This window comes from Simkania negevensis Z (genome assembly GCF_000237205.1).
GTDB lineage: Bacteria > Chlamydiota > Chlamydiia > Chlamydiales > Simkaniaceae > Simkania > Simkania negevensis.
On record NC_015713.1, the window covers coordinates 220,579 to 246,187 of the forward strand.

Genomic DNA, 25,609 nt, shown 5'->3' on the forward strand with positions numbered 1-25,609 from the left:
AATGAGATCTGCATCAAGTAAGATCACTTTGAGGACAAAGAGCATAATGATGCGCGAGTCCCCTTTTTCTTTTTTGCAAAGGGATTCAAATAGAGTTCAGATTATTATTGTACCCCTCTTGTGAACTGCGCATATCTTGCCTAAGAAAAGCTTCGAATTCTCCGGCAGCTCTGCTGCAGCTCCACTAATTCCTAATGAGGCATCTACGACATTTTTGAGGCGGGTGTTTGTCGATTTTTACAAGGAAAAGTCATAATTGGCTGCAAATCGGGCATTCTGAGACTTTGTGAGCGCGTGCCATGCAGAAGGCGCGGCCAAAGTAGATGATTTGCAAATGAAGTTTACGCCAAGATTTTTTTGGAAAAAGAGCTTTCAAATCCTTTTCTGTTTGTTTGACATTTTTTCCTGAGCTCAATCCCCATCTTTTGGCGCAACGATGGATATGGGTGTCGACTGGAAAGGCTGGCTGCTTAAACGCTTGAGCAACGACAACCGATGCTGTTTTATGCCCTACGCCAGGCAATTTCTCTAACTCTTCGAGCTCTTTGGGGACTTGGCTTCCATAATCTTCGAGGAGAATTTCTGACAGCTTTTTGATGTTTTTTGCTTTGGTGGGAGAGAGCCCACACGGTTTGATAATCGCTTGGATGGTTTGTACAGGAAGGGCTGCCATTGCTTTGGGAGTTGAAGCTTTAGCAAAGAGCTTGGGGGTGATCTCATTCACCCGCTTATCGGTGCAGCGGGCAGAAAGGAGAACGGCAATTAAAAGGGTGTAAGCGCTCGTGTGTTTCAGGGGAATCGGAGTCTTGGGAAAGTAATGATTGAGCGTTTTTTGGACGAATGCAGCACGCTGTTTTTTGTTCATTTCCCAACGCAGAATTTTGAGAAGATAGCACTTAAAATATCTTCAGTAATGTTGACGCCAATAATAGTGCCAAGTTCTTTTAATGCCAATCGGATATCTGATGTCAAAAACTCGGGAGAAAGTTCTTCTTGGAGCCCTAATGAGACCTTTTGTGTAGCTTGAATCGCCCGGTCTAAACTTTGAAAATGACGCTCATTCGTGAGCACCACCTCTTCTTTTGAAGGAGGGCCACTTTTCCAAACGATTTGATGCACGGCCTCTTTTAGCTCTTCGAGCCCTTCGTAATTTTTAGCAGAGACCCTTACTGCCTCAAAAGGAAGTTTGGGCAGCTCATCAGCTGCTTTTAAATCTGTCTTGTTCCAAACGAGTAGTGTTTGCCCTTTGGGTAAAATTGCCATCAGATCCGAATCAATTGAAGGGTTAGAGATATCCACAACAAGGAGAATCAAGTCAGCTTCTTTGGCGGCGGCTATTGAGCGTCTGACCCCTTCGCGCTCGACAATTTCCTCTGCTTCCCGAATGCCGGCTGTATCTAAGAGGCGAAAGTTGAGTCCTGCCATTTCGATCTCTTCTTCGAGAATGTCTCGAGTGGTACCCGGAATATCTGTGACAATGGCTCGATCTTTTCCGACGATGGCGTTCATGAGCGATGACTTCCCTACATTTGGAGCGCCGAGAAGGCAAATAGAAAGGCCTGTTTGCAGCCGCTTCCCCTCATGAAATGTCGCAAGGAGATGCTGCATCCTTTCGATGATAGCTGTAAGCATCGTTAGCATCTCTTCATGGGAAGCAAACTCAAGCCCTTCTTCGGGAAAGTCGACCCAAGCTTCTAAAATAGCAGCGATGTCGGTAAGCTTTTGTTGAAATGAGGCGATCGTTTTGTAGAGTTTTCCTTGAAGTTGGTTTTCTGCAGCTTGCATTGCCAAAGAATTTTTCGAGGCAATCACTTGTTGCACCGCCTCGGCTTTTGTCAGGTCGATTTTTCCATTTTGGAAGGCTTTACACGTGAATTCACCTGGAAGAGCAGCCCTTGCGCCCGAGCGGAGAGCTGCTTTCAGTACTTTTTGGGTGATCAAGGTGCCCCCATGGCAGTGGATTTCAACGGTGTCTTCCCCTGTATAGGAGCGGGGAGTGCGCATCACGATGACAAGCCCTTCGTCGATAAATGCACCGTTTTCATCGAGGATATTTCCAAAATGGACAGTGTGGGTTTTGTAAGAGTGAATCGAACCTGAGAAAATTTTATCTGCGACGTCGAGGGCTTCATCCCCTGAAATGCGGATAACAGCAATACCTCCCTCACCAGGTGGGGTGGCAACAGCTGCAATCGTTTGGCCTTTTTCGTAGGTGCGGTGTGTAAATTCCATGAAGAAAGTTTATCACAGAAGGAGATTTATTGAGAGTGCTGCATTTCCGAATCCCTGCTATAAGTAATATAAATTTTAAAAATCTTTTCAATGACATCGGGATCGATGTTATAGCTGTGGGCAAGGTCACCCAATTTTTTAATCTCCTCTGCTTCACGCTTTGGATCATAAACTGGAATGTTGTGCTCTTTTTTATATGCAGCAACTTGTTGCACAACTTGATAACGAAGCGCAAAAAGAGAAACGATATTTTGATCGATGATATCTAACTCTTGCCGAAAAAGGTCTAAGTTGACGATTTCCTTTGCAGAAATAGTTCCCATCGAAAGTGCAAAGAGTAAAAGTAATTTTCTCATAGCTAACCTGCCTTGTTTTTTCACAAGGCAGGAATATAGCATAAAAAGAAATTATTTGATGAGTTGCACGAGAAGCTTGAGGTTTTCTACCGTCTCAGCTTTTTTGAGTGCGTCCACTAGCCCTGTTGAATCGACATCATTAATTTCCTTCGCACGTTTCACCAACTTATTGAAATCAGCTGCAGAAAGCTTTAACTCAGAGGAGTAACAAATGCTCAAAACAATCCACTGAAGCTGGACCAAATTCAATTTTTTTAAGTTGAGCTCCGTTTCAAGATCATCTGCTTCCTTTAGCGGTGCCAGGGGTGATAAATTGACAGCTTTCAACAGAGTATTTGCTTTTTCTTTCAGCCACTCACTGGTTTCATACTCTTTTGGATCGCTATGAACGAAAATGTGATCAGTTGGGTGAAAGTCCTTGAAGAAAGGATTATCTTTATTCTGAATTACTTTAGGTGGCTCGAGTTGCAAGGCCTGCATCCCCCCCCAAATTTCTTTTTGCTTTTCTTCGCTAAGCTTCATGATCTTTGGATGGTGTGCAGAATAATCTTTATGGATGTTTTTGACTTTTGTAACCATGTTTTCAACCATTGCGTTTAAACTCAGTGTGTGGTGAGCATTAAAAAGTACTGGCGGAAGGAGTGTTCCCCAAACAACTTTAGTCATAGTCTCATAAGCAACTTGAGTGACACGTGGGACGACGAAAAGGGCGGTAGCAACATAGCCAGCGAATGCTAGGTAATCTCCATAGGATCTCTGAGCATAAACGTCTGTTTTTTCGTCTTTCCCAAAGCCAACAACCCGCTTGGTCAACGTAGCACTTGTTGTTCCCATTGCTCCAATCGCAAGGGTATCGATAAGAGTCAGCGGAAGAGGGTCTTTCCAACCCATGTAGGGAAGCGCCTTTGTGATGACGAATAGAGAAAAGGCAAACGCCATTCCCCATGAGATGAAGTCGGCATGTAAAGAATAATTTCCACCTTCAGAAAGATCGTAAAGATCTTCTGCTTCTGGTTTTACATAAGGTGTGTCAATGGCCTTTATTAGGTTTGCTACTTGAGCCGTCATAATTTTCCTTGAATTTGTGATAATTTTTTTTGAAAATCATGAGAATTATAAAAAAAGACCTTTTTTAATGCACGAATAATTCTATGTTTATTAAAAATATAAAAGATAGAGTTATCTAGTATTGTAAATAAGTTTTTTCAAATGCTCGACAGAGTCAGCAATTTTCAACTTTTCGAGGAGGCTAGTCGAATCTGTTTCGGTGATTTCTAGGGCTCTTTCTTTTAACAGGCGAAAGTGATTTGCTGATAATGCATAATCAGGGCTAGTACATAAGTTCAAAATTAGCCATTGGACTCGAGGTAGTCTTAGTCTTTTTAAATTTTCTTTTGTCTCAATTTCAATCGATTCGTCTATTGAAGGATAAGTCGCTAAACGAAGTCTCGATAATAAAGGGTTGCAATACTTTATGAGACGCTCTCGTCTTGTAATCTCCTCTGCGGAGAGATTTTTAATGAAAGTGCTGGGGAATAGGATACAATTTTTTAAAATGGGTAAAGGTTGATCAAGAACTTCTTTTGGTGGTTGAAAGAAGCTTAATTGGTAGAAAATTCTTTTTTGTGATTTTTGAGGGAGCTCTTGAATCTTTTGATGGTGAACTGCGTAGTTTGAAGAGAGAATTTTTCCTTTATTAGATCTATCAATTAATACTGAGAACATGTGAGTGGCTAAAACGAGAGAAAGTGGGATAGGGGGCCAAGTAGCCCGAATAGCCCATTCAAAAGTTTTTCTAAAGGGGATGTTCGTACAGATGGGAATGACAACAAATGCTATAAACCCACATCCAGCTAGACCTGATAAATTAAAAAAGTCTCGTCTGTCATATGTTTCTGTTTCAGGGTCCTTGCTATATGCGAAGATTCGTGTGGCTAATGCTCCCCCAAAGCTACTCAGGGTGGCAATTTGAACTGACTCTGCAGCTGAAAAGGTGAGGGAGTTGGAGTGAAAGAAATAAGCGTCAAAAATTCTAAGATAAACCAGTGAAACTGTGATGGCTACCGTAAACGCTGCGTAATCAGTTAAGAAAGAATAAGAAGCTCCATCGGAAAAGTCATATAGATTTTTTTCTGGATTTTGAAGATACGGCGTGTTGAACGAGTGCATTAATTCTTTGACTTCAGAAATCATTTTTTCCTCTAAGAAGTTTCCTCGGCAAAAAGTTTACTATCAAATGCCTTTTAATGCACAGCTAATGAGCTCACTTAAGGGAGGAGGAGAATCAAATTGTGACAGAGCATGTTGAATTGCCTTTTGGGCTTGGAGGGTGTTATATCCTAAGTTCATGAGAGCGCTCATGGCATCTTGGCTTAAATTATCTTTGCCTTTTATGAGGATAGAAGGGGCGATGTGTTTAAGCTTTTTATGAATCTTGTCGCGCATTTCGACGATGAGTCTTTCAGCGGTCTTTTTCCCAATCCCAGGGATTTTGGAAAGGAGGTTAACATTGGCGTGAGTAATAGCAGACTCTAAATCTGAATGGTCCAAATGGCCAATGAGAGCTAGGGCTGTCTTTGGGCCAATGCCCGAAACATCGCTCACCATTTCAAACAGGTTTCTTTCTTCTCTTGAAAGGAATCCAAAATGGCGGTGAGAATCTTCACGAATGACTGTTGAGATGTAGAGAAGAACCTCTTCGCCAATTTGAGGAAGATTCGAGTAAGTACTAAGAGGGATAAAAAGGCCATGGCCAATTCCATTCACATCGATGACAGCCTTATTGGGGTCGCAATCTACTAATACTCCTTTAACGTACTCAAGCATAACTGAATCCTTTTATATGATGTGAATGGCAAAGCGCCAAAGCTAAGGCATCCGCGGCATCTTCCGGGTGGGGCACTTCAGGCAAATGGAGCAAGACCTGAATCATACGTCCTACTTGCTCTTTGGTCGCATTGCCCGTTCCTACGACGGCAATCTTTGCTTTTTTAGGAGCATACTCGAAAACGGGAATTTTTCGCTGCGTTCCTGCCAAAATGGCGACTCCTTTCGCCATGCCGAGTTTGAGAGCGCTTTGAGGGTTTTTGCTCACGTATTGACTTTCAATGGAGATTGCGTCAATAGGATGCAGTTCGAGAAGGTGAGCAACTGCTTCGTGAATGATGAGTTGTCTTTCGAAGAGAGGAAGCTTTGGCGGGGGGCGGATGGCGCCGTAATCAAGAGGCTCATAGAAAGTGAGATCGGTTTTGACAATGCCATAACCTGTGATCCGGGTTCCTGGATCGATTCCTAAAATGGTGTAGGTTTTCTTTTTTTCCGCTATCATACTTAGAAATTAATTCATTTGATCTCCCATTATACAATTGTATGTTTTGGAAGAGATTTAGGCAAACGAGGCGAATCTTAAATTCGACAAATGTTGATTTTTGAAGTTGTTTGAGTATAGATATACGAGCAACTTGGGTTCAAATACTCAAATATGTTAAAATGGAAGGCATGAAAAAATTGCAGCCGAAAAATATTATCGTTCGGATGCCAAACTGGATCGGCGATCTCGTGATGGCAACTCCGATTTTGACAGATTTACGCTTCGCATTTCCAGATGCGTCAATCACTGCAATGGTTTATGAAAAAATCGGACCGTTAATCGAAGCAGATCCCGCAATTGATGAACTTTTTCTCTTTTCTCGTGCTAAAGGAATGATCCGGCGCATTAGGCAACGGAATATTGTCGAAAAATTGCGCGATGGAAATTACGATCTGGGCTTGCTTCTCACGAATTCCTTTTCTTCTGCATGGCGTTTTTGGCAAGGTGGTGTGAAAAATAAGGTTGGTTTTAGCGGAGATGGCAGATCTTTTTTACTCGATCAAGCTGTCCCCTTCCCAAAAGAAAGAAAGACGCAACATCTTGTCCTGACTTATAAAGCTTTACTCAAGCACATTGGCATTCCCCGCTCTGAAACAGCTCCGCGCCTTTTTCTAAAAAAAGATGAGAAAGAAGGGGCATGGGACTTTGTCAAGCGGTTTGACATTCCAGCTGAGGCGAAGCTGATTGGAATCAATCCAGGTGCGGCATATGGATCGGCAAAATGCTGGCTACCTGAAAGATTTCGAGAGGTGGCAAAAAGATTGATCGATGAAGACCCCTCCCATTTTGTTCTATTTTTTGGTGATCTATCGCACAAGCAATTGATCAATGAGATTTGCACCGGACTACCTGCGCGAGCTGTCAACTTAGCCGGACAAACAGATCTTCGTTTACTCTTGGCCCTCATTTCCATTTGCTCTGTCTTTTTAACGAATGATAGTGGGCCGATGCACATTGCGGATAGTTTGGATATTCCCCTTGTTGCACTTTTTGGATCGACAGATCCGATTGCGACCGGACCGTATCGCCATGGTCAAGCTGTCATGCAAAAGAAAGTGCCTTGCTCTCCTTGCTTTAAGAGAGTGTGTCCGATTGACTTTCCTTGCATGAAGGGATTAACGGTGGAAGATGTTTTCAATCGTGTTCTCAAGACACTTCATCAAAATGAGCAGGTCACATGCTAAAAAAAATCATCGCTACCCTCCGTCCTAATCCTTTCGATCAGCTTTTAAAAAAAGCGGCGAGTGAAAACCAAAGTCGTTTTCTCGTGATTTGGAATCGGGGGCTTGGTGACATCCCTCTTGGATTATATGCGCTAGTCTATCGTATCCGCTCATTTATTCCTCATGCATCTGTGACGTTTTTGACACGGCCTGATTTGGCGCCAGGTTTTCAAATGCTCGAAAACGTTCATATTTTGTCATGTGAAGAATGGGAACGAGGAAAGCCGATTGATATCACAGAAAGTTTAGCCAAGCATCAACTGACCCCCGATGTTTTTGATGTGATATTAGAAAATCCTGATCCTACAAGATGGCTGAAATGGCAACTTGGCACCTTGACTCCAAAGTTAAAATGGCGAGAAGAGTGGGATGCACTCTCCGAAAGATACCAACTTCAGAAAGGGGAAACCTATATAGGGGTGCATGTTGATACAGAGACCGGTGGCTACTATAAGTATGAAAAAAATTGGCCCCTTTCTTACTGGCAAGAACTGTTTACCCGGATTCAAGAGGAGCACAAAGGAAAAGTGATTCTTTTCGGAATGGAAAAAGATCGCTCTTTTTTGATGGATCACATTGTTGACTTACGTGGCGAAACCACGGTTTTTGAGATGCTTTCTGTTATCAAAAATTACTGCAACTACTTGGTTGTGCCTGATTCGGGAGTGCTTTCGATCGCATATTATGTGGACAGTGACTTTCCCGTTCGCGTTGTCTCTCTCTGGGCTGATCCGCGCCAAGGAGTTTTGCGCCAAAAAGTCGACTCTCCAAACCCTCATTTTAAACATATTCCCCTAATAGGAAAAGATGACAATGTTGCCAATATATCTCCTGAATCAGCCTTCGGAGCATTATTCAATCCCGAGGAACATGAACAAGCATCCCCTTGCTGAAGTGAAACAGATATTGCAGCAGAGCCCTGCTGTGAATCCTCATGATTTTTCTCCCGTCTCAAATGATCGGGTGGTGCATGAGCTATCACCCTCTCACCACTTTGAAAAAATGGGAGTGTTGATCTTGGCAGGTGGTCAAGGAACCCGGCTTGGGTTTGAAGGACCCAAAGGGTGTTTTGAGCTTCCACTCGATGAAAAGAAAAGCCTTTTTCAAATTCACTTTGAAAGGATCAGAGCGAAAGGACCCAACTTATCGGTTGCCATTATGACATCTCCGCTGAATCACGAGGCAACACTTGCTTATCTCCAAGCAAATGATTACTTTGGACTTTCGTCTTCTCAGGTTGATCTCTATCAGCAAGAATTGATTCCGATGTGCGACGATCACGGCTATCTGTTTTATGAAGCGCCCGACAAAATTGCGGAAGCCCCTGCAGGAAATGGGAAGGCGTTGTTTTATCTCTACCAGTCACCCATTTGGGAAAAGTGGCGACAAAAGGGAGTTGAGTACATTCAAGTTGTACCGGTTGATAATCCTTTGGCCGAACCATTTGATGGAGAGCTCTTAGCTTGTCATGTTGAGAATCATCTCGATCTCGCATTAAAATGTATTGAGCGGGTCGATCCTGAGGAAAAACTGGGAGTTATTGTCGAAAAGCAAGGGAAGCTGATGATTCGGGAGTATAGCGAAGTGTCTGATGCAGTCAGGATGGGGCGCAGCGGTGAGCAACTGACCTACTACTTAGGAAATTCGGGGCTATTCTCCTGCTCGATGGATTACATTGAGCGATTGGTAGATGGGGCCTTTGAGATGCCGTGGCATTTAGCGCATAAAAAGGGAAAACGGCTCATTTCAACTCCTGATGGATGGCAAGCAGAAGAAGCTTGGATCTGGAAGTTTGAAACATTTATTTTTGATATCTTCCCCTACGCTGACTCCTATAGAGTTATTGTGGGCGATCGCAAAAACTGTTTTGCCCCCTTAAAAAATCTTTCAGGGCCTGACAGCCCTGAAGTCGTGGCGGAAGCTCTTAAGCATGTATCTTTGCGCTGATTTTATAATCTATTCATAATTAAATGTTTATGGATTTATCCTGAGGGTGTGTTAGGGAAAATTCTGATTTTTTTCTTATCATGCGATTTTAAGGTAAGTATACTTTACTTAAATAATAAATCTAAGTATAATTAAGGGTATGAGAATACCTAAAGATGAACTCCTATCTATCCTTTCTCAATTTAACCCCTGGTGGAGGGGGGAGAAAATTCCTGATCTTCCTACTTGGAAACGAGCAGCTTTTAACGAGCTATTAACATGGGTTTTGAATCCTCCAGCTTTACGGGCTGTAATGCTTTCTGGACCTAGACAAGTTGGTAAGACCACTCTTTTAATGCAGGCGATTCATCAGCTAATCGAAGAGGGAATTTCGTCTAAGAATATTCTGTATATATCGTTTGACCATCCCATTTTCAAAATCACAAGTTTAGACGCAATCCTCGAAGCTTGGCGAGAGTTAGAACCAAAAACAGAGGGCCCTGAATATCTCTTTTTGGATGAAGCGCAATTTATTCCAGACTTTGGAACATGGATCAAACACCAAGTTGATTTTTCAAAGCATCGAAGGATTATATTCACTGGCTCAGCTACACCAATTATTGAAATTGAGCCTGAATCTGGAGTGGGTCGATGGCACGCCATCAAAATTTCGACACTTTCTTTTAATGAGTATTTACAAATCAAAAAGATAGATATTCCTAATATCCCAATCCTTCCACATGTTTCAGATTTATTTGGCTATTCCAAAGCCCAGCTTCTCAGAATTTCGGAAGGAGCTCAGAGTCTTATTGGGCATTTTCATGAGTATCTCGTTCATGGAGGATTTCCTCAAACCGCTCTTATTGACAGTGTTTCTCAGGCGCAACGCCTTTTAAGGGAGGATATTATAGACAAAGTTTTGAAAAGAGACATGACAGCTCTTTTTGGAGTGCGACGGGTTTTAGAGCTTGAGCAAACGTTTATTTTTCTATGTATGCATGATGGAGGGTTGCACGATCCTACAGCGATTTCTGTCAATTTAGGCGTGACAAAGCCAACTGTTCAAAACTTTATTCATCTTCTTGAGTCAGCTCATCTTGTATATCGACTTCCACCTTTTAGGTATGGAAAAGAGGTGCTGCGCGCTCGTTATAAGCTCTATTTAGCAGACCCAGCAATTGCGTCTGCAATACTCATGAAAGGAAAAACTGTTTTGGAAGATTCTAAATTACTGTCAGTTGCTGTTGAAACAGCTGTTTTTACTCACTTGTCAGCGCATAACGCCTCGAGTCATCAACATCGGCTGAGTTATTGGAGAGGATCTAAGAACAAGGAAGTGGACTTTATCGTCGAAGGGGAAGGGAGTCTTATTCCAATTGAAGTGAAGTATCATTCACAAATAACACAATCTAAACATGTTCAAGGTCTTGCTCAGTTTTCTAGCCAAAAAGATAGAAAAAACCACTCGTTAGTACTTACAAAATCCCATATAGATTTGGGAATTCTTGAAAACATGCCTTCTCATGTGATGCGTATTCCATCAAGTATTTTCTGCTATTGGGTAGGTCAGGCCGAAATTTCGGGGCGTAACATTCTTACTTGAAAAGGGATTCATGTTTAAATGGTGTGTGTTAGCGAAAAAAGCTGATACAAGGTATAATAGGCATAAAAAAATCTTTAAGGGTTTGCATGAAAATTGCTTATTTAGGGGCCGGAGCCTGGGGGTTTTGCTTAGCGAATCTCTTGGCTGGAAAAGGTTATGATGTCTTTCTGTGGACGGGGAATCTAAGTTTAGCCGATGTTCTCAAGCGTGGAGAAACACATCCGAAACTGAGAGACCATAAAGCCGAAGAGAATCTTTATTTAACGACCAATCTAAACGAAGCTCTCGAAGATGCCGATTTTATCATTGAGTCAGTGACTTCTAAGGGGCTGCGTCCAGTTCTTGAAATGGTTAAGGAGACTGGCTTGACAGGGCCTCCACTGATTTTGACCTCGAAGGGGATCGAGCAAAATACTTGCCTCCTGATGTCCGAAGTCGCAATTGAAATTTTGGGTGAAGAGTATAAGAATCGGATTGGTACTATTTCTGGGCCCAGTCTGGCCAATGAAGTCATGCAAAAGCTTCCCACTTCTGTTGTGGCAGCGGCCTATAGCCCCGATTTAGCTCTCCAAATCGTTGATCTCTTTTCAACTCCGTTCTTTCGAGTTTACCCGAATGATGATGTCCCTGGTGTTTCTTTTGGAGGCGCCATGAAAAACATCATTGCGATTGCATGTGCGATTTCCGATGGGTTGGGATTTGGAGAAAATACCAAAGCTGCACTCATGACACGTGGACTTCATGAAATCCGCAAACTCTCGATTGTCAAGGGATGTCGTCCCGAAACCCTTAGTGGCCTTTCAGGAATGGGTGATCTTTGTGCAACTTGTCTTTCCACTTTAAGCCGTAATTATATATTTGGTAAGTTGTTGGCAGAAGGGTTGACCCCAGAAGAAGCTCGGGAAAAAATTGGAATGGTTGTGGAAGGCGCTTATACCTGTGTTTCAGCGTTGCAACTCAGCCGTAAAGCGAACGTTCCTGTTCCGATTACAGAAGCCGTGTATTCGATCATTTACGAAGGGCTCAACTCAAAAGAAGCTGTCGAAGCCTTATTAACTAGAGCGGTCAAGCAAGAGCATTTGTGAGTCTTGAAGGATATAAAGTCATTACCGCAAGGGAAATGGCGCGCATTGAGAAGCTCAGCATTCAAGAAGGAGCTTCCGATGAAGGGTACATGCTAAAAGCAGGCGCTGGTATTGCCGAGCGCGTGGCTTTGTTTATTAAAGAAAAGCGCCTTCAAAAGCGTGTCACACTCCTTGTAGGAAAAGGAAATAATGGCGGAGATGCCTTTGTTGCTGGGACTTTGCTCCTAAAAAAAGGGTACATTGTTCAAGCGTATCATCTTTTCCCTACCGAAGAATCGAGCCCTCTTTGTCAAAAACACAAACAAGCGTTTACCGACGCAGGCGGTCTTGTATTTTTCCCGAAAAAAGCAGCTGAAATTTCGTGTAAAGGAGTTCTCCTTGATGGACTTTTGGGAACCGGTTTTCAAGGGCAATTAGAAGGAATTCTTCTCGATACTGTCGAGCATGTGAATCGAAGCAAGCAGCCCATTTTGGCAATTGACATTCCCTCAGGAGTCAATGGAAATACAGGGGAAGTCAATCCGATCGCAGTGAATGCAGCTGAAACGATTTTTCTTGGTCTTCCAAAGATAGGATTTTTCCTAGGTGAAGGTTACAACTATATTGGAAAACTTTCTCCTGTTGATTTCGGTTTGGAACTTCGATATGTGCACCAGGCTTGTGGCATGGCTCATATGCTCAATGAAAAAAACTTGCCCAGTCTACTTCCCGAACTGACCCGTACACGTCATAAATACCAAGCAGGCTATGTTTTGGCCGTTTCAGGTTCACCAGGGATGCCTGGAGCAGCCATGCTGACGTGTTTAGCGGCCCTCCGTGCAGGAGCCGGAATCATTCGGTTGTTTCATCCTATGGGAATGGAAAATGAACTTTTGCATGCACCTTACGAAGTTATTCGCACCCCGTATAAAGACGATCCTGCTGCGCTTCTCCTCGAAATGTCCCGAGCTGCCGCCATGCTCATTGGCCCCGGTTTAGGGAGAGCACAAGAGCGAGGTACCTTTCTGAAATCCTTTATTGACCACATTACAGTCCCAACTGTCATTGATGCTGATGGTCTGTTTCATTTGAAAGGGATGTTTGCCAAATTTCCATTCCCATGTGTTCTCACGCCCCACCATCGCGAGATGCTTCAACTGCTTGGAAAAGAGAAGTTCGATGACATGTTTGATGAGTGTCAAAAGTTTGCGCATGAAAATGCTATCACTCTTGTTCTCAAGGGAGCGCCGACGTTTATTTTTCATAAAGACAAGCCACCGCTGATCATTGCGCGTGGCGATCCGGGTATGGCAACTGCTGGAACAGGTGATGTCTTAACTGGCATGATCGCAGCCTTACTTGCTCAAAAGCTTCCTCCTCGTGAAGCAGCGGCTCTTGGAGTGTACATGCACGCTCGTGCAGGTGAATGTGTTGCTGAAATGAATACATCTTATGACTTGATTGCATCTGATCTACTTGAGGCTTTGCCTCGAGTGTTCAAAGAGTTGTCAGATCTGAGTTTGATGTAACTATTTGATTGGCGTGGTTATTCATTAGTCTGAGTTTAGAGTTTATTTCGACCTCTTTTGCGAAATGTCTCTAGATTATTTAAATTGAATTTTGATTGATGTATACTCAAACAACTTCAAAAATTGGTTTTGGGCAACGCGAAAGCTTTCGGAATTCGTCGATTTTAAGTCGCCTAATATTAGGAATATGAGGCCACTTAAAATCGGCAAATTACGGTGCTTTGGCGCAGCCGAAAATCCAATTTTTGAAGTTGTTTGAGTATAAAACTACGCAATCAGTAAATTCTTTCATAATTTTTAAAAGAGGGAAATCTTGTATGTCTCACGGGTTGCTTGGGCCGGTTGCTGCTTTTTTCGATATTCAGGTCTCTCAGCAATATCAGTCTGAATATCTGAAATCAAAATCAGCATTTGAACAACGTAAGTATGAAGAGCTTCTTGAATGGCAATTCAAATTTTTTAGAGACGGAGCAGACCGCTTTCTCACTAACATAAGCGAACATTTATGCACCAAATTCTCATCACCTGATGGAAAGACGAGTTATATTCCTGATATATCTAAGGAGCAAAGAGCTCTTATGGTTTTTGCTCGTGTTATGTTAGCTTCTCAAACAATCATTGATGAGTTAAACGAGAATGCAACTTCTCAACATGTATTTGTTACAGCGAGTTTTCCCCAACCCAAATATGCGATCGATTATCCTCTTCTCTTGAAAACTCTATTGATTCCAGCAGTTGTTGAGACTTTCCAAGAGAATCGTATCCAATATAAATTCGAATGTGTGGAACTGGAATTTTTTCATGTGATGACATGCGTTAATTTTGCGAGAGAACCACTGTGAAGGATGTGACATGATACGAATGAGGATACGTTGCATGTTGACTAGTTTTGTTCGGATGATTTACGAACAAAAAGATTTTTATTTTTTTTGAATACTCTGTCTGATATTGTTACAACTGCTACTTTATTAATGTTATTTTGAGGGCTTTATGAAAAACTTGTTTCGCTTTACCATTTTCTCGTTAGTTTTTGCTAGTTCGGTTTTTGCCAATGCCAACTCAAATCAAACTAATATGAGTCAACCCAATACAACTGACTATCACTCTGGGTTCTACTTAAAATTAAGTGGAGCCGCTCTTTTGCCAAGTGAAACAGGTCTAGGCTCTTTTACGGATAGTTGGCAGTACGCGAATGCAGATGGGAGTACGATCCGTTCCTTGAGCAAACCATCCAAAGCAGATTATAAATTTGCGTGGGGTGTTCTTGTTGGGTACGATGCTTCTTCTCTACCCAATTTTGCAGAAGCAGAATACTTTTATTTATCTAATTCTAACCACAACTACAATACCACATCTGATGGGCCTGCAAGTTTTGGAAGCGTATTTTTTAACGTAGGATTTCCCTTAACACCAGGACAAGATTTCGTTAGTGATGCATATCTAATCTACAGAGTTAACCAAGTAGACATAAGAGCAGGTCATCGCTTCTACGTCGCAGATAATCATTTAGAAATCTCTCCTTCGATTGGTGTTCGTTGGTCTGATTTAGTACATAACCTTTCTTTTGCTGTCGGGCACGTCAGAACTTCTTATTGGGGAGTTGGCCCAGTATTTGGCATCGATGGTGTTTATACTCTTTACAAAGGGCTCAAGTTGCTTTCTCATTTTGACGCAGCAATAGTAGTTGGAAGTGTTAAAGCAAACTCTAAATTAGATTTTTTTGGAAAATCTAAGTATATCTCACCAAGTACAAACCGAGTTGTTCCAACATTAGCAGCTAAGCTAGGCCTTCGCTATGATTTTATCTTTAGCAATAAATCTTCTCTAAGAATAGAGGCTGGTTACCAAACCGCAGTTTACATTGGAGTCTTTGATATCCTTACAGGGTTTACCCAGATTCCTGCTATTGGACAAGTTCAAAGGATTGCTTCGATTACGACAGATAATTTCTCATATTCTGGACCTTATGCATCGATAGCATTTCATATGTAGGAATTGAAAGTTTTAGAAAATTTTCTTTCTCCCACTTTCTTATACGACGAATAGACCAGAGAGTATCTGGTCTATTTGTCATATAAACGCACTCGTGATCCCGCCAAAAGATCTCATCCAAAAAATTTTCCGGTTAGTCGTTTCATTAGGGTGAAAATCAAAAAACATCTTTGCATGAGCAAGGGGATACTAAAATCTTGTTTCGCTTCTTCTATTACTTTTGGAGTGAGGACGGTAGGTGAATGAAGTTTTGCGCTTCAGATAGGCCAAAGTTGGGGAAAGTGCAATATAAAAGTTCCCTCTTATTTGATAAACGGTATTAGATAGAATTTGCGTAAGGCAAAAATTTATCTATTCAGGGTGTAATTGCTTGTTTGTAGCTGATAGAGGGAAGCGTACTCCCCTCCTTTTTGAAGGAGGCTTTGATGCGTTCCATCTTCAATGATTTCTCCTTGTTTCATGACAAGGATACGGTCTGCCATTGACACCGATCCTAAACGGTGAGTGATTAAAAGAGAGGTTTTTCCTTTGGAAAGTTTTGAAAATGAGTGAAAGACCTCTTGTTCACTGCGGGCATCAAGGGAAGCTGTGGGCTCATCTAAAATGAGAAAGTTTGCGGGACGCATAAAGGCGCGAGAAACCGCAATTTTTTGCCATTCGCCGCCAGAAAGAGTCGTTCCTCCAAACGGTTTTCCTAAAAGGGTGTCGTACCCTTTATTGAAATGGACGGCATGAAGTCCTCCTTGCTGGGCAGCTTTTTCAATGAGAGATGTATCTTCCATTTTTTTCCAATTACCAATCCCAATATTTTCTCGAATCGTCATTGGATACTCGGCAAAATCTTGCAACACGCAGCTCATGTGCTCATACCACCAAGGCAGGTCAAGCTCTTTTAAATCTGTGCCATCGACACTGATGGTCCCTTGATTAGGATCGTAAAAGCGGCAAAGCAATTTCACGAGTGTGGATTTTCCTGCACCGTTTTCCCCTACTAAGGCAATGGTTTCACCGGCTTTGAGTTTGAGGTTGATGTTTTTCAAAATAGGAGTGTCTTTGTGGTACGCAAAGGTGACGTTTTCAAATGTAATGTCACCATGAATTTTTGAGAGAGTTTTAGTTTTTCGAGGAACAAAGAGATCGCTTTTCGTCTTTTGTATAAAGTCGCGGAACTTGTCAAAAAAGGAATAGACTTGAGAAAACATGCCTAGATTTTGTGTGATGAGGCCGATCGTTCGTTGCACAGTGATGAGCCCTTGCACCGCCATTACCACTTCGCTACTTTTCATGAGGCCGCTCATTGCATGGGAAATCACGAGATAGAAAATCAAAAAGTCTCCTAAAATGCTTGGTAAAGAAAGGAGAATAAAACGAGCAAAAAGCGCTTGACGATTTTGACTCATGTGATGTTGAAAGTCTTTGGAAATCGCTTGGTACTTTTTAATGAGAAAGTCTCCAAATCCAAACAGCCGAATTTCTTTTGCTGCGCGTAAATCAAGAGTTTGCTGCGCAAGAGCAGACATTTGTTGCGATTCAGGGCTCCGAAGTAAGGCATACTCCCAAGCTTGCTTTTCCCGCCACATGGTGGAAATGGCATTAGGGAGGGCTGCAATAAGAATGAGAAAAGGAAGCCACCAAATCGCTGTGGAAAGTAAAACGAGAACTGAGACAAGCCCGATCCATTCACGTACGCCACTTGTCAAAATGTAAATCAAGTTGATGGGGCGGTAGCGGACTTCATCTCTGAGCTGCTTAAGCTCACTGGCAGACTGTTTGTTTTCTAAAAAACCGAGCCCTTTGATGTCGTTGGCTTTTTTCATGAGAAGGATATTGAAATGAGCGAGAATTTTTTCATTCACGCGCAAGCGGAGAAACGAAAGGATGGGTTCAAACAAAGTTTCAAAGAAGAGAACGACAGCCCAAAGGGCAAAGATAAACCAGGGGAAAGGGGTGATGTGGTTTGTCAGAAAGTGAATGCTTTCTCGAAAGGTAATGAGTGTGAGCGCGGGGATTAGCCCTTGAATGGCGAGGCAAAACGCAAGCAAGAGAGTTTCTCTAGGTGCAGATTGCCATAGAAGTTTGAGCGAGTAGCCGATGACTTTAGCTTGCTTCAGCAGGTTCGTAAGTAAATGTTTCTTTTGCATGGTCTAAATGCTTATTAACGAGATCAAAAGCGTTTTCCCCTAAGTCTTTTTGTAAATTGCGTTTGATTTGGTCAACGGCTGTTTCATGAAAGAAGTTTTCATAGGGGGTGTCATTCCCATCATAGAGCGTTTTTTCGTTTGGAAAGTGGTAGAAGTAGGGAATGTTTCCCTGAAGGAGGTCTTGTGTTTCGTAAGAAAGGTAAGGGGTGTCGGGCAATTTGTCTTCAATGAGCGCTTGCGCAAACTCTTGGCTTTGGCCTCCATCAGGTTGTTGAATACGGCATAGGAGGTAAGCGTAATTCACTGTATGATGCATCAGTGTGCGCGCTTTTGTTTGCGCGAGCATTTCCCACCAGAGAGAATCTTCAAGAATGCTCTTTGCGTTTTTTTGAATTGCCTGGTAGCCCTGTTTCAATCCATTCAAGAAGCATTCTTTAAAATCTTGGGCGAGAAAATATTTTTCACCAATGTAAGGAAGATTATCTAAGATTCCTTCTCGGTATCCGTGAAACTCCACCTGCATCTCGTCTGTTCGTTCGTGTAAAACATGTGGATAAAGAATGTGATAGGTTTCTTTTTGCTTTGCTTGAAAGGCAGAATGATGAACTTTTCGTTTTTGATTGGGGGCAGCTTTTTGAATGAGACCTGTTGAAAGAACATTTTTATTTGCTAAGGCCTGAGCGTGATAGTTTTGAAATAGGGTTTCTCCGTCTATGAGAACAGGGTAAGGGCCTGAAGCAATGAGATTTTCGAAGTGGCCATCAGTGAAGTTCAAAGTGTCGGTGACCGCAAGTAAAACGCCTGCTCGAGAAAAGTAGTCACAGACCTTTTGCAGATTCTCACAAGGGAAGTGTGGTTCAAACTTCATCCACCCATAGTTTTCTCGTGCAAAGACAGTTGGAGGCTTAAGATTGTAAGGGTCAGGGAGATCGAGATGTTGGATAAAACGAGCGAAGAGGACTTCTGTTTTTAAATCGCGGGGTTTATAGACCCATTTGCTTCCGTCGTTAAAAGTCATGAGGAGCGATTGTTGGCCACGATGTTTGTCTGATTGTGTCAACAAATCGATAGCAGTGATTTCAGAAAAACTCTTTTCTTGTCGAGTACGATAAATGGCAAGTTGAAGATTTTGAAAGGTGTCGCTCAGTAGCTGATCCAGTTGATCAAATAGAAAGGGATATTTTTCAGGTAATTCACGAGCCCATGGAGTAAAATTATCACCTTGTATGAAAAAGCTCTGGTACCGTTTTTCGGGTGAATTTCCTTTCAGCAAGCCTGCCGCTTTTGCCTCCCCCATTTCATATGCGACTGTAGGAAGCAGCGTTTGATCTAACTCGCGGCAGAGGCTTGTTAAAAAAGAAGACAAATCACCCTTAAATGTTTGGGAGATCTTTAATATTTTTTGTTCAAGAGCACGAATGAAGTATTGCGCTCTTAAAGCATCTTGAAAATGCATCTATCTCAGATAGCCGTAGTTGTATTGGAAGGTAAAAGGACTATTTGTATCAAGGTTTTCAAAGATTCTCTTTTTCATGTTAAAATATTGACTTCGTTTTTCAATTTGAAAAACTTCGCCTTCACTATTGATGAAATCGCAGTCTGTCAAAATAGATAAAGTTAAAAGGTGATGTCCTACTTTCCAGTCTAAATTTAAAGCTTCAAGCTCGTCTAAACCTGACTTTTTCATGTTCGATACCTCGCTTGTATATTTGAGTAGGAACATCTTAGCAATCTTTCAAATATTTAGTAAAGGATTATGTGGCTTTTGTCTGAATTTGATGGGTAGCGTGATACCATTGAACAAAGCGTTCAAGCCCTAAGTCAAGTGAGACTTTGGGCTGAAACCCTAGAAGCTTTTGAGCTTTGTCAATATCTGCGAATGTCTGCTCGACGTCGCCTAATTGCATCGGTTTGAAGTCGATTCGGGCTTTTTTCCCAATGTGTTTCTCAAGAATGTGGATCATCTCCATCAGAGATTCGCTCTGATTATTGCCGAGGTTGAACAGTTCAAATCCTCCCTCAAAGTCAAGAGCACGGACTGTTCCGTCGACGATGTCATCGATATAGGTAAAGTCGCGGCCCATTTTCCCATGATTGAAGACTGGGATAGGCTTGTCATTGAGAATCGATTCAGTGAATGAGTAGTAGGCCATATCGGGGCGTCCCCAAGGACCGTAGACAGTGAAAAAACGGAGCCCAATGATGGGGAAATGGTAGAGATGATAATAGGTTTGGGCCAGGAGTTCACCTGATTTTTTTGTGGCTGCGTAAAGGCTGATGGGGTGGTCGGTTGGGTCGGATTCGCAAAAAGGGATTTTCGTGTTGCCACCATAGACAGAAGAAGAGGAGGCAAACACAAGCTTGAGGGGTTGGTGGTGGCGGCAGAGTTCGAGAATGTGCAAAAATCCGTTGAGATTCGAGTGGCTGTACGGAAAGGGATGAGTGATCGAATACCGGACACCTGCTTGCGCTGCAAGATGAACAATATGGGTGAACCCTTTTTCATCAAAAAGACGAGAAAGAACATCTTGATCACAAATATCGCAATTAAGAATTTCGATTCCTTGTTTTTTAAGTCTTTCTACACGTGCTTTTTTTAACTCGGGGGAATAATAGTCGTTGAAATTATCGCATCCAATCACATAATCTCCTCTTTTTTTAAGAAAAGAGGCGAGGTGGGACCCAATAAATCCTGCAATGCCGGTGATGAAGACGGAGTAAGGTTTTTTTTGATCGCTCATGGCGCTAAGTATATCAAACATTGGATGAGGAGAAAAGGAGTTTTCTTTTTCTTAGCCTTCCCCTTACTTATCAGTGGATGCTCCAATTTACCCTATAAAGGAAGCGATGCTCTTGGAGCAGATGAATTTGTCATCGATTCGTACAAGATAAAAGAAGGCAAATTTTCGATTCTCGAGATGGAGGGGGAACCTCTTCTGACTCTAAGTCCCGAGCTTCTGAAAGAGTATACCGATTACATTGGGAATGGGGATGTTCTCGAAATTGCTATTTACCATCCAACACGTGGAGATTTAGCAGCAGCAGTTCAATCGATCGGTTCTTCTGTAGGCTATTCGGTGCGAGATGGAAAAGTTATCCTCCCTGATTTACCTCCTCTCGAGCTGGCAGGGCTGACATTGTCCCAGGCACGCGAAAAAATTCAAGACGCTTACGACCATGAGATTGCCGACGTCGAAGTTTTTATCAATTATAAGAAGCGACGTGAGCGGAAAATTCAACTAGCAGGTCTTGTGAGCACAGCTTCGATCCCGATCAATGGAAAAAAACGGCTGTTCGAAGTGTTAGCAGAGGCAAAAGTTCCTGCAAATGCCAACTTTTTTAAAAGTTATTTAGTCCGCGATGATGCGCCTGTTCCTGTCGACATGTACAAGCTCATGAAAGAGGGAGACATGTCGCAAAACATTGTGATGCGCCCTGGCGATAAAATCTACATTGCAGAAGCTGCCGCTTCGACGCTCATGGTAATGGGAGAGGTGAGGCAAGAAAAAGTGATAGATTTGCCAAGTGGTTTCATGTCAATTCGTGAAGCGCTGGCGCTTGCAGGAGGCATTCCTTATACTGGAGACAAAGGGTACATTCAGGTGATTCGGGGCAACATCTTACGGCCAAAAGTCTACACACTCAACTGGAAGCATATCATCCGTTTACCGAGTTCGAGTCTTCTTCTCATGCCAGGTGATATTGTCTATGTTGCTGCAACGCCCATCACTGAGTGGAACCGTTTTGTTCAGCAGATTTTCCCCACACTGACGGGAATCGAACTTTTCCGTAAAGGGGCAGCAGGAGTGATTGCTATCCAATGAGCCCGTTCAAAGAAAGAGAAAATACGTTTGTCCTTCTTTCTGATATCTTGAAGTGTTTTGCCAGAAATTGGGGCAAGATCGCCTTGATCACAGCGGTATTTTTTTCGCTCGGATTTTGGGTGGCGCTCAACCAAAAAGTGAGATTTAAGGTCTTGGGTCGTTTTAAAGAGGCCCATGCCGATCAAGTTTCGACAAGGGCTTGGTTTGTTCAAAATTTGCTGAGCCAGGTTGGGGTCTCTGCAGCGTCTCAAAGCTGCCATCTGCTGAAGTCTTTTCAATTAATGGCAACAGTTGTAGAAGATTTAGGGCTTCAAGCTTCTGTGATCACAGAAACCCCCTGGAAAAAAAGGCTCTGCACAATGCGAGAAAATTGGAATGCTGAGCGAAAAGTTTTACTTGAAGATCCAGATATCTTTGTATTTCGCAATGTAAAATACGACAAGAATGTCAAAAAGAAATACCGCCTAGTCTTTCAATCTCTCTCAGAATTTGAAATTTTTCACCCTTCAATCAAGAGTGCTTTGGTTAAAGGAGAACTGGGCGTGCCCATTTCTTTTGATAATATCACTCTTACAATTGAAAAAGTGCCACAAAACTTAAAGCTGCACCACCTATATCCACTTGAAATCGAAGCAAAGATGTCTATTTTAGGGGCTTTATCAGATCAGTTGGAAGTGGAAATGAACCTGAAAGATGCAACGATCTATGAGCTCTGCCTTCCCTATCGAGATCGTGAATTGGGCATTAAGATTGTGAATGAGCTAATGGTAACTTATCAAAGACATTTACGCAATGAAGCGAGTCAAATGAGCGGGGAGCAAATTGCTTATCTTGAAAAAAGAAAAGATGAGCTTTGTGGGAAGATGGATGGGTATCTGAAAGATCACGTCAGTTATCTCAAAGAAAACCTCGGGATGCAAGGATTTTTAAACTTAAGTCAACGTTTACATCACGTTTCAATGCGCAAACAAAAGTTTTTAGATGAAAAGAAAGCGCTTGATTCTGATTTGATCCGATTAGGTGACTTTGAGCGGGAAACTGAGCTGGCAATGTCGGGTGAAATAAGAGCTCTTCAAAATGAAAAAAATGGACTTCTCAAACAACGGGATTCCTTGAACTTGGGCTTTGCTTTTCGAAAAAACCAAAAGATGAAACGATTGCATCCTCCCTATGCTCCACAAGAAGATGTATTTTTCAATGTGCAGGATAAACTTTCAAAACTTGACACCGAAACGGAAAAAATTGCTTTAGCTGAAAAAGGAGAAACAGGTGTTCTCAAATCGCTTTTCCCTTCACTCATGACAACTCGCTCTGAAATATCGGATGCACGTTTGAAAGAAAAGTTTCATCTGAGTGCAATAAATAAAGTCGACTCGATTGCAGCATCGGAACTCAAAAAGATTCGGTTACTGAAGAGTTCTCTTGAAGAAGAACTCATGTCGAGCAATCAACTGATGGAAGGAATTGAACCTGAAGATTACGCCTCTTACCTCAAGCAACAACATCGCCTTGTTTCCCTTCAAGAACACATCTTAAAAGAACGCCTTTTCTATCCGCTCGAAGAGCAAGATACTTATAAAGGGATTGACTTGGCAACTGCGCGGACCCTTTACCGGGACTATGTAAACGAACGGGATGAGCAAGAAGCGAAAGTTCTAAAGCTCCAGTTTTCGAAAGAGCACATGGACGATCCCGATTTCGAATACATCTCTCTTGTTCAAATCTTGCCAGACGGTGTGAGCCAACAATTGGCCCGATCGGTTGGAGAAACAGCTCAAACTATGCGAGATACGCGGCACTTAACAGAGAGGGATTTAGAACGGATGGAGCGGCGACTCCAAAAAGATCAAGAGAATTTGAAGCGGCACATTGACCAAACAATTGAACTCATTCGCTTGCAAACTGCGCTCACTGAAGAAAGACTTACATCTGTGCAACTGATCATTCTCGATTTGCTGAATCAGGAGATTTCGCTTCTCGATCAACAAATCGAAGACCAGGTCAAGGTGCAAAAAAAGACATTAGAATTCGAAAAAACACTCGTACAAAACGAACTTCAAAAGCTTGAGAATGAGCTCTCTATGGTTCCCGATCAATGGCTTAAAGAACATCAACTTGAGCTGAGTAGTGAAATGAATCTCAGCATGTTAGAGAGCATGGTGAAGATGGTTGAATCTAAAAATGTCGAGCACAACTTGATTCAGATTCAATCAAAACCGATCGACCCTGCCTATGCACTCCTCACTCCTAAGCCTCCTCATCTCAAACTATTTGCCCTTGTTGGGACACTGATTGGTTTTTTAATCGGATGCTCTTGGGCACTCATACTCGACTTTTCGAAAGGATTTCCTCTAACCTTAAAGAATTTAAAGCTGCAAGGACGCCTAGTCTGCGGCGCTTTTAAACGACGCAGGGTTTACCAGCATTTAGATGAAGTCACTGACTCAAGCTTACAAGTTCTGCGGAACTTGGCAGAAGCTCTTCGGATTCATCAAAAGGGATGCGTTTTTTCTCTTCTTTCTGGAAACGGAAGCAATTATGCACGTCCTCTTGCTGAGCTTTTAGGCAAAGAAGAAAAAAACGTTTTACTCATCGATTTTCAAAGTTTTTCTAAAAATACTCCCGGACTATTTGCATATTTGAAGGGAGAGGAAAAAAATGTGATGGTGAAAAAAAATGGAGGAGTTGATGTAGTTTTATTTGGCTCAAACGAAACTGCATCTTTGGAACTTCTTAAACGACCTCTTTTCCAAAAGTTTTTAACAGAAAAGAAAAATCAATATGATGTCGTGGTCCTTCAATCTGCAACATTGCCTGGAACGGCTGAAGGACGCTTTTTTATGACGATTTCTGATTGTCTTGCTGTGACGATAGATGCTGAGTCAAATGAGCATCTCAATCCCTACTATGCGTGGGAAGCAGAAGGTAAAACGTTAGCTTTCGTTGCAAACTGAGCCGTAAGTATTCCCGTAAAAAGAAAGAACATTACCTTGCCCGATTGAACAATTAAAAAGTAAAAATCAAATAGGCCCACGACGAGAAACCCGATAAAAATCGCAAACAAAGTTGCAGAAAGAGGGGTGAAGGCATGCTTAAAAGCAGAAACGATAAGTGTACCGATAAAAAGGCAAAAAAGAAGAAGTCCGATGAGCCCTGTTTCGGATCCAATAAGCAGGTAAATATTGTGAGTCCAAGTGCGTATTGCTTCGGGTTCAACAGGAAAAAATTCTCCTGGCGCGATGACAAAGCAGTTGTACCCGATGCCAAGCAGCGGGTTTGCTTTCATCATACTGAAGGCAATATTTTGTAACACAATACGGAGAGAATCGCTGTTTTGGACAAAACTCGAGTAGTTAAAGAACCCTCCTCTCGCGTAAAACTGAGGAAATAACACACTCATTGAACAGACGATCACCCCTCCAATGACAATGAGAAGAGGTCTCATTTGCTTTTTTTCCATCTGCATTCGATTGGAAAAAAGGAGGAAAAGCCACACAGCCGTTCCGATTCCCCATGAGAGGAATGCCGCCCTAGAAAAAGAAAGACAGAGCGCGAAAATTTCAGCAGTGATGAAAACAAGAACTAAGGTGCGCAAAAGGGGTTTTTCAGATTTTGCAAATAGGTAGTATGAAATAAGCAAGCTGATTGAGAGATACTCTCCATAAATATTAGGGTGGATAAACGTTCCATAAGCCCTTAAAAGCACTCCTTGATTTGGAGGGAGTGTGTGGAAAAATTCGATCAATTTCCTTGTTTTTTCTGTCAGGGGAATCACTGCCATATTAGGATCACTGTAGTGAAGAGGAACTTCGCCTAAAAAAAAGATTCCTAAGTTGCCCTGAGCGAAAAACTGCCAGACTCCAACAAAACATTCAAAAAGGGAGATGAGAGCAAAGCCCCAAAGCAAAGTCTTCAAAGTCTTTTCCCGATCTTGGAAAAAAAGTCGAGCAGCATGGAAAACGCAAAAGATGATCCCTAAATTGAGCAGGTTGAAGTACTGTACATGGTAGCGAGAAAAAGCCGATAAAAGGAGAGACAGTGCTGCTACAAACCAAAAAAGGGTCAAATAGCGTGATTCCTTTTCAAAAAACAGCTCTTTCAGCTTCGGTTTATACACAATGAGGATCAAACAGAGGACTAAGACAATCGCGATATCTGAGAGGTAAAAGTGGATGTATTTTTCAAAAAATGTGGGGATTGTGAGAGAAAAAGGGGCGGTAGCTTCAAACTTATGGAGCGAGGAGCGGGCCATAGGGCGAAAGATGCGAAAAACATGAGATTCAAAGGGAAATCCCAGAAGTAAAAATCCAAACAAAACGGCGAGGCATTTTTTCATCATAACTGAGGTT

Annotated in this window: 22 protein-coding genes; 10 read left to right on the forward strand and 12 right to left on the reverse strand. The window is 42.3% G+C overall.

All coding sequences use genetic code 11. From position 1 onward, the window contains the following. Window positions 1-250: 250 nt before the first annotated feature. The 7 genes from nth to ruvC all read right to left on the reverse strand — a co-directional run bounded on the left by nth (window position 251) and on the right by ruvC (window position 5,916). Window positions 251-865 carry an endonuclease III gene (gene nth / locus SNE_RS01645; protein ID WP_013942556.1) on the reverse strand — a complete coding sequence of 205 codons (615 nt, stop codon included), beginning with the start codon at window positions 863-865 and terminating at the stop codon, window positions 251-253. Further along, a complete protein-coding gene (mnmE, locus tag SNE_RS01650) occupies window positions 862-2,232 on the reverse strand; it encodes a tRNA uridine-5-carboxymethylaminomethyl(34) synthesis GTPase MnmE (protein WP_013942557.1) in 1,371 nt (456 codons plus the stop codon). Before mnmE ends, nth begins: the two co-directional genes overlap by 4 nt. A 26-nt stretch (window positions 2,233-2,258) precedes the next feature. Then, entirely contained in the window at window positions 2,259-2,588 is a 330-nt protein-coding gene (locus SNE_RS01655) for a chorismate mutase (RefSeq protein WP_013942558.1), read from the reverse strand. 51 nt (window positions 2,589-2,639) lie between these two features. Further along, window positions 2,640-3,656 carry a hypothetical protein gene (locus SNE_RS01660; RefSeq protein WP_013942559.1) on the reverse strand — a complete coding sequence of 339 codons (1,017 nt, stop codon included), beginning with the start codon at window positions 3,654-3,656 and terminating at the stop codon, window positions 2,640-2,642. A gap of 111 nt (window positions 3,657-3,767) precedes the next feature. After that, window positions 3,768-4,781: a hypothetical protein gene (locus tag SNE_RS01665; RefSeq protein ID WP_013942560.1), complete on the reverse strand. Its 1,014-nt coding sequence runs from the start codon at window positions 4,779-4,781 to the stop codon at window positions 3,768-3,770. Window positions 4,782-4,820: 39 nt separating this feature from the next. Next, a complete protein-coding gene (gene ruvA, locus SNE_RS01670) occupies window positions 4,821-5,414 on the reverse strand; it encodes a Holliday junction branch migration protein RuvA (protein WP_013942561.1) in 594 nt (197 codons plus the stop codon). Next, a complete protein-coding gene (gene ruvC, locus SNE_RS01675) occupies window positions 5,407-5,916 on the reverse strand; it encodes a crossover junction endodeoxyribonuclease RuvC (protein WP_013942562.1) in 510 nt (169 codons plus the stop codon). The genes ruvA and ruvC overlap by 8 nt, the downstream gene beginning before the upstream one ends. 170 nt (window positions 5,917-6,086) lie before the next feature. Here ruvC and waaF point away from each other — a divergent pair, with 170 nt between their 5' ends. From waaF to SNE_RS01715, 8 genes are all read left to right on the forward strand, one after another. Continuing rightward, window positions 6,087-7,142 carry a lipopolysaccharide heptosyltransferase II gene (gene waaF / locus SNE_RS01680; RefSeq protein ID WP_231919515.1) on the forward strand — a complete coding sequence of 352 codons (1,056 nt, stop codon included), beginning with the start codon at window positions 6,087-6,089 and terminating at the stop codon, window positions 7,140-7,142. Continuing rightward, complete coding sequence (locus SNE_RS01685) at window positions 7,136-8,074, forward strand: glycosyltransferase family 9 protein (protein WP_013942564.1); 939 nt, start codon at window positions 7,136-7,138, stop codon at window positions 8,072-8,074. The genes waaF and SNE_RS01685 overlap by 7 nt, the downstream gene beginning before the upstream one ends. After that, window positions 8,052-9,128 carry a UTP--glucose-1-phosphate uridylyltransferase gene (locus SNE_RS01690; protein WP_013942565.1) on the forward strand — a complete coding sequence of 359 codons (1,077 nt, stop codon included), beginning with the start codon at window positions 8,052-8,054 and terminating at the stop codon, window positions 9,126-9,128. The genes SNE_RS01685 and SNE_RS01690 overlap by 23 nt, the downstream gene beginning before the upstream one ends. A 139-nt stretch (window positions 9,129-9,267) precedes the next feature. Then, on the forward strand, window positions 9,268-10,710 hold the full coding sequence (locus SNE_RS01695; RefSeq protein ID WP_013942566.1) for an ATP-binding protein: 1,443 nt from the start codon (window positions 9,268-9,270) through the stop codon (window positions 10,708-10,710). 86 nt (window positions 10,711-10,796) lie between these two features. Then, the gene (locus SNE_RS01700) at window positions 10,797-11,795 is read left to right on the forward strand and encodes an NAD(P)H-dependent glycerol-3-phosphate dehydrogenase (protein WP_013942567.1); all 999 of its coding nucleotides are present in this window, start codon (window positions 10,797-10,799) and stop codon (window positions 11,793-11,795) included. Continuing rightward, a complete protein-coding gene (locus tag SNE_RS01705) occupies window positions 11,792-13,303 on the forward strand; it encodes a bifunctional ADP-dependent NAD(P)H-hydrate dehydratase/NAD(P)H-hydrate epimerase (RefSeq protein ID WP_013942568.1) in 1,512 nt (503 codons plus the stop codon). The genes SNE_RS01700 and SNE_RS01705 overlap by 4 nt, the downstream gene beginning before the upstream one ends. Before the next feature lie 317 nt (window positions 13,304-13,620). After that, window positions 13,621-14,145 carry a hypothetical protein gene (locus SNE_RS01710; protein WP_013942569.1) on the forward strand — a complete coding sequence of 175 codons (525 nt, stop codon included), beginning with the start codon at window positions 13,621-13,623 and terminating at the stop codon, window positions 14,143-14,145. A 232-nt stretch (window positions 14,146-14,377) separates the two neighbouring features. Beyond that, window positions 14,378-15,295 (forward strand): Lpg1974 family pore-forming outer membrane protein, encoded by a 918-nt coding sequence (locus SNE_RS01715; protein ID WP_158307195.1) that lies wholly within the window; start codon window positions 14,378-14,380, stop codon window positions 15,293-15,295. Between the two features lie 347 nt (window positions 15,296-15,642). On the opposite strand, the gene SNE_RS01720 is transcribed toward SNE_RS01715, so the two are convergent. From SNE_RS01720 to SNE_RS01735, 4 genes are all read right to left on the reverse strand, one after another. Beyond that, complete coding sequence (locus SNE_RS01720; protein ID WP_013942571.1) at window positions 15,643-17,436, reverse strand: ABC transporter ATP-binding protein; 1,794 nt, start codon at window positions 17,434-17,436, stop codon at window positions 15,643-15,645. Beyond that, window positions 17,393-18,892, reverse strand: a complete 1,500-nt coding sequence (locus SNE_RS01725) for a DUF4135 domain-containing protein (protein WP_013942572.1) — start codon at window positions 18,890-18,892, stop codon at window positions 17,393-17,395. The genes SNE_RS01720 and SNE_RS01725 overlap by 44 nt, the downstream gene beginning before the upstream one ends. Then, window positions 18,893-19,123 (reverse strand): hypothetical protein, encoded by a 231-nt coding sequence (locus SNE_RS01730; RefSeq protein WP_013942573.1) that lies wholly within the window; start codon window positions 19,121-19,123, stop codon window positions 18,893-18,895. It abuts the gene before it with no gap. A 67-nt stretch (window positions 19,124-19,190) separates the two neighbouring features. Beyond that, window positions 19,191-20,198 (reverse strand): NAD-dependent epimerase/dehydratase family protein, encoded by a 1,008-nt coding sequence (locus SNE_RS01735; protein WP_231919516.1) that lies wholly within the window; start codon window positions 20,196-20,198, stop codon window positions 19,191-19,193. 3 nt (window positions 20,199-20,201) lie between these two features. Between SNE_RS01735 and SNE_RS01740 the strand changes: the two genes are divergently transcribed. Together SNE_RS01740 and SNE_RS01745 are read left to right on the forward strand one after the other, a co-directional pair. After that, complete coding sequence (locus SNE_RS01740; RefSeq protein WP_013942575.1) at window positions 20,202-21,260, forward strand: polysaccharide biosynthesis/export family protein; 1,059 nt, start codon at window positions 20,202-20,204, stop codon at window positions 21,258-21,260. Then, window positions 21,257-24,214 carry a hypothetical protein gene (locus tag SNE_RS01745; RefSeq protein ID WP_013942576.1) on the forward strand — a complete coding sequence of 986 codons (2,958 nt, stop codon included), beginning with the start codon at window positions 21,257-21,259 and terminating at the stop codon, window positions 24,212-24,214. Before SNE_RS01740 ends, SNE_RS01745 begins: the two co-directional genes overlap by 4 nt. Here the strand turns inward: SNE_RS01745 and SNE_RS01750 are convergent. Beyond that, complete coding sequence (locus tag SNE_RS01750) at window positions 24,166-25,599, reverse strand: O-antigen ligase family protein (protein ID WP_013942577.1); 1,434 nt, start codon at window positions 25,597-25,599, stop codon at window positions 24,166-24,168. The two genes, SNE_RS01745 and SNE_RS01750, sit on opposite strands and share 49 nt — an antisense overlap. Between the last annotated feature and the right edge of the window lie 10 nt (window positions 25,600-25,609).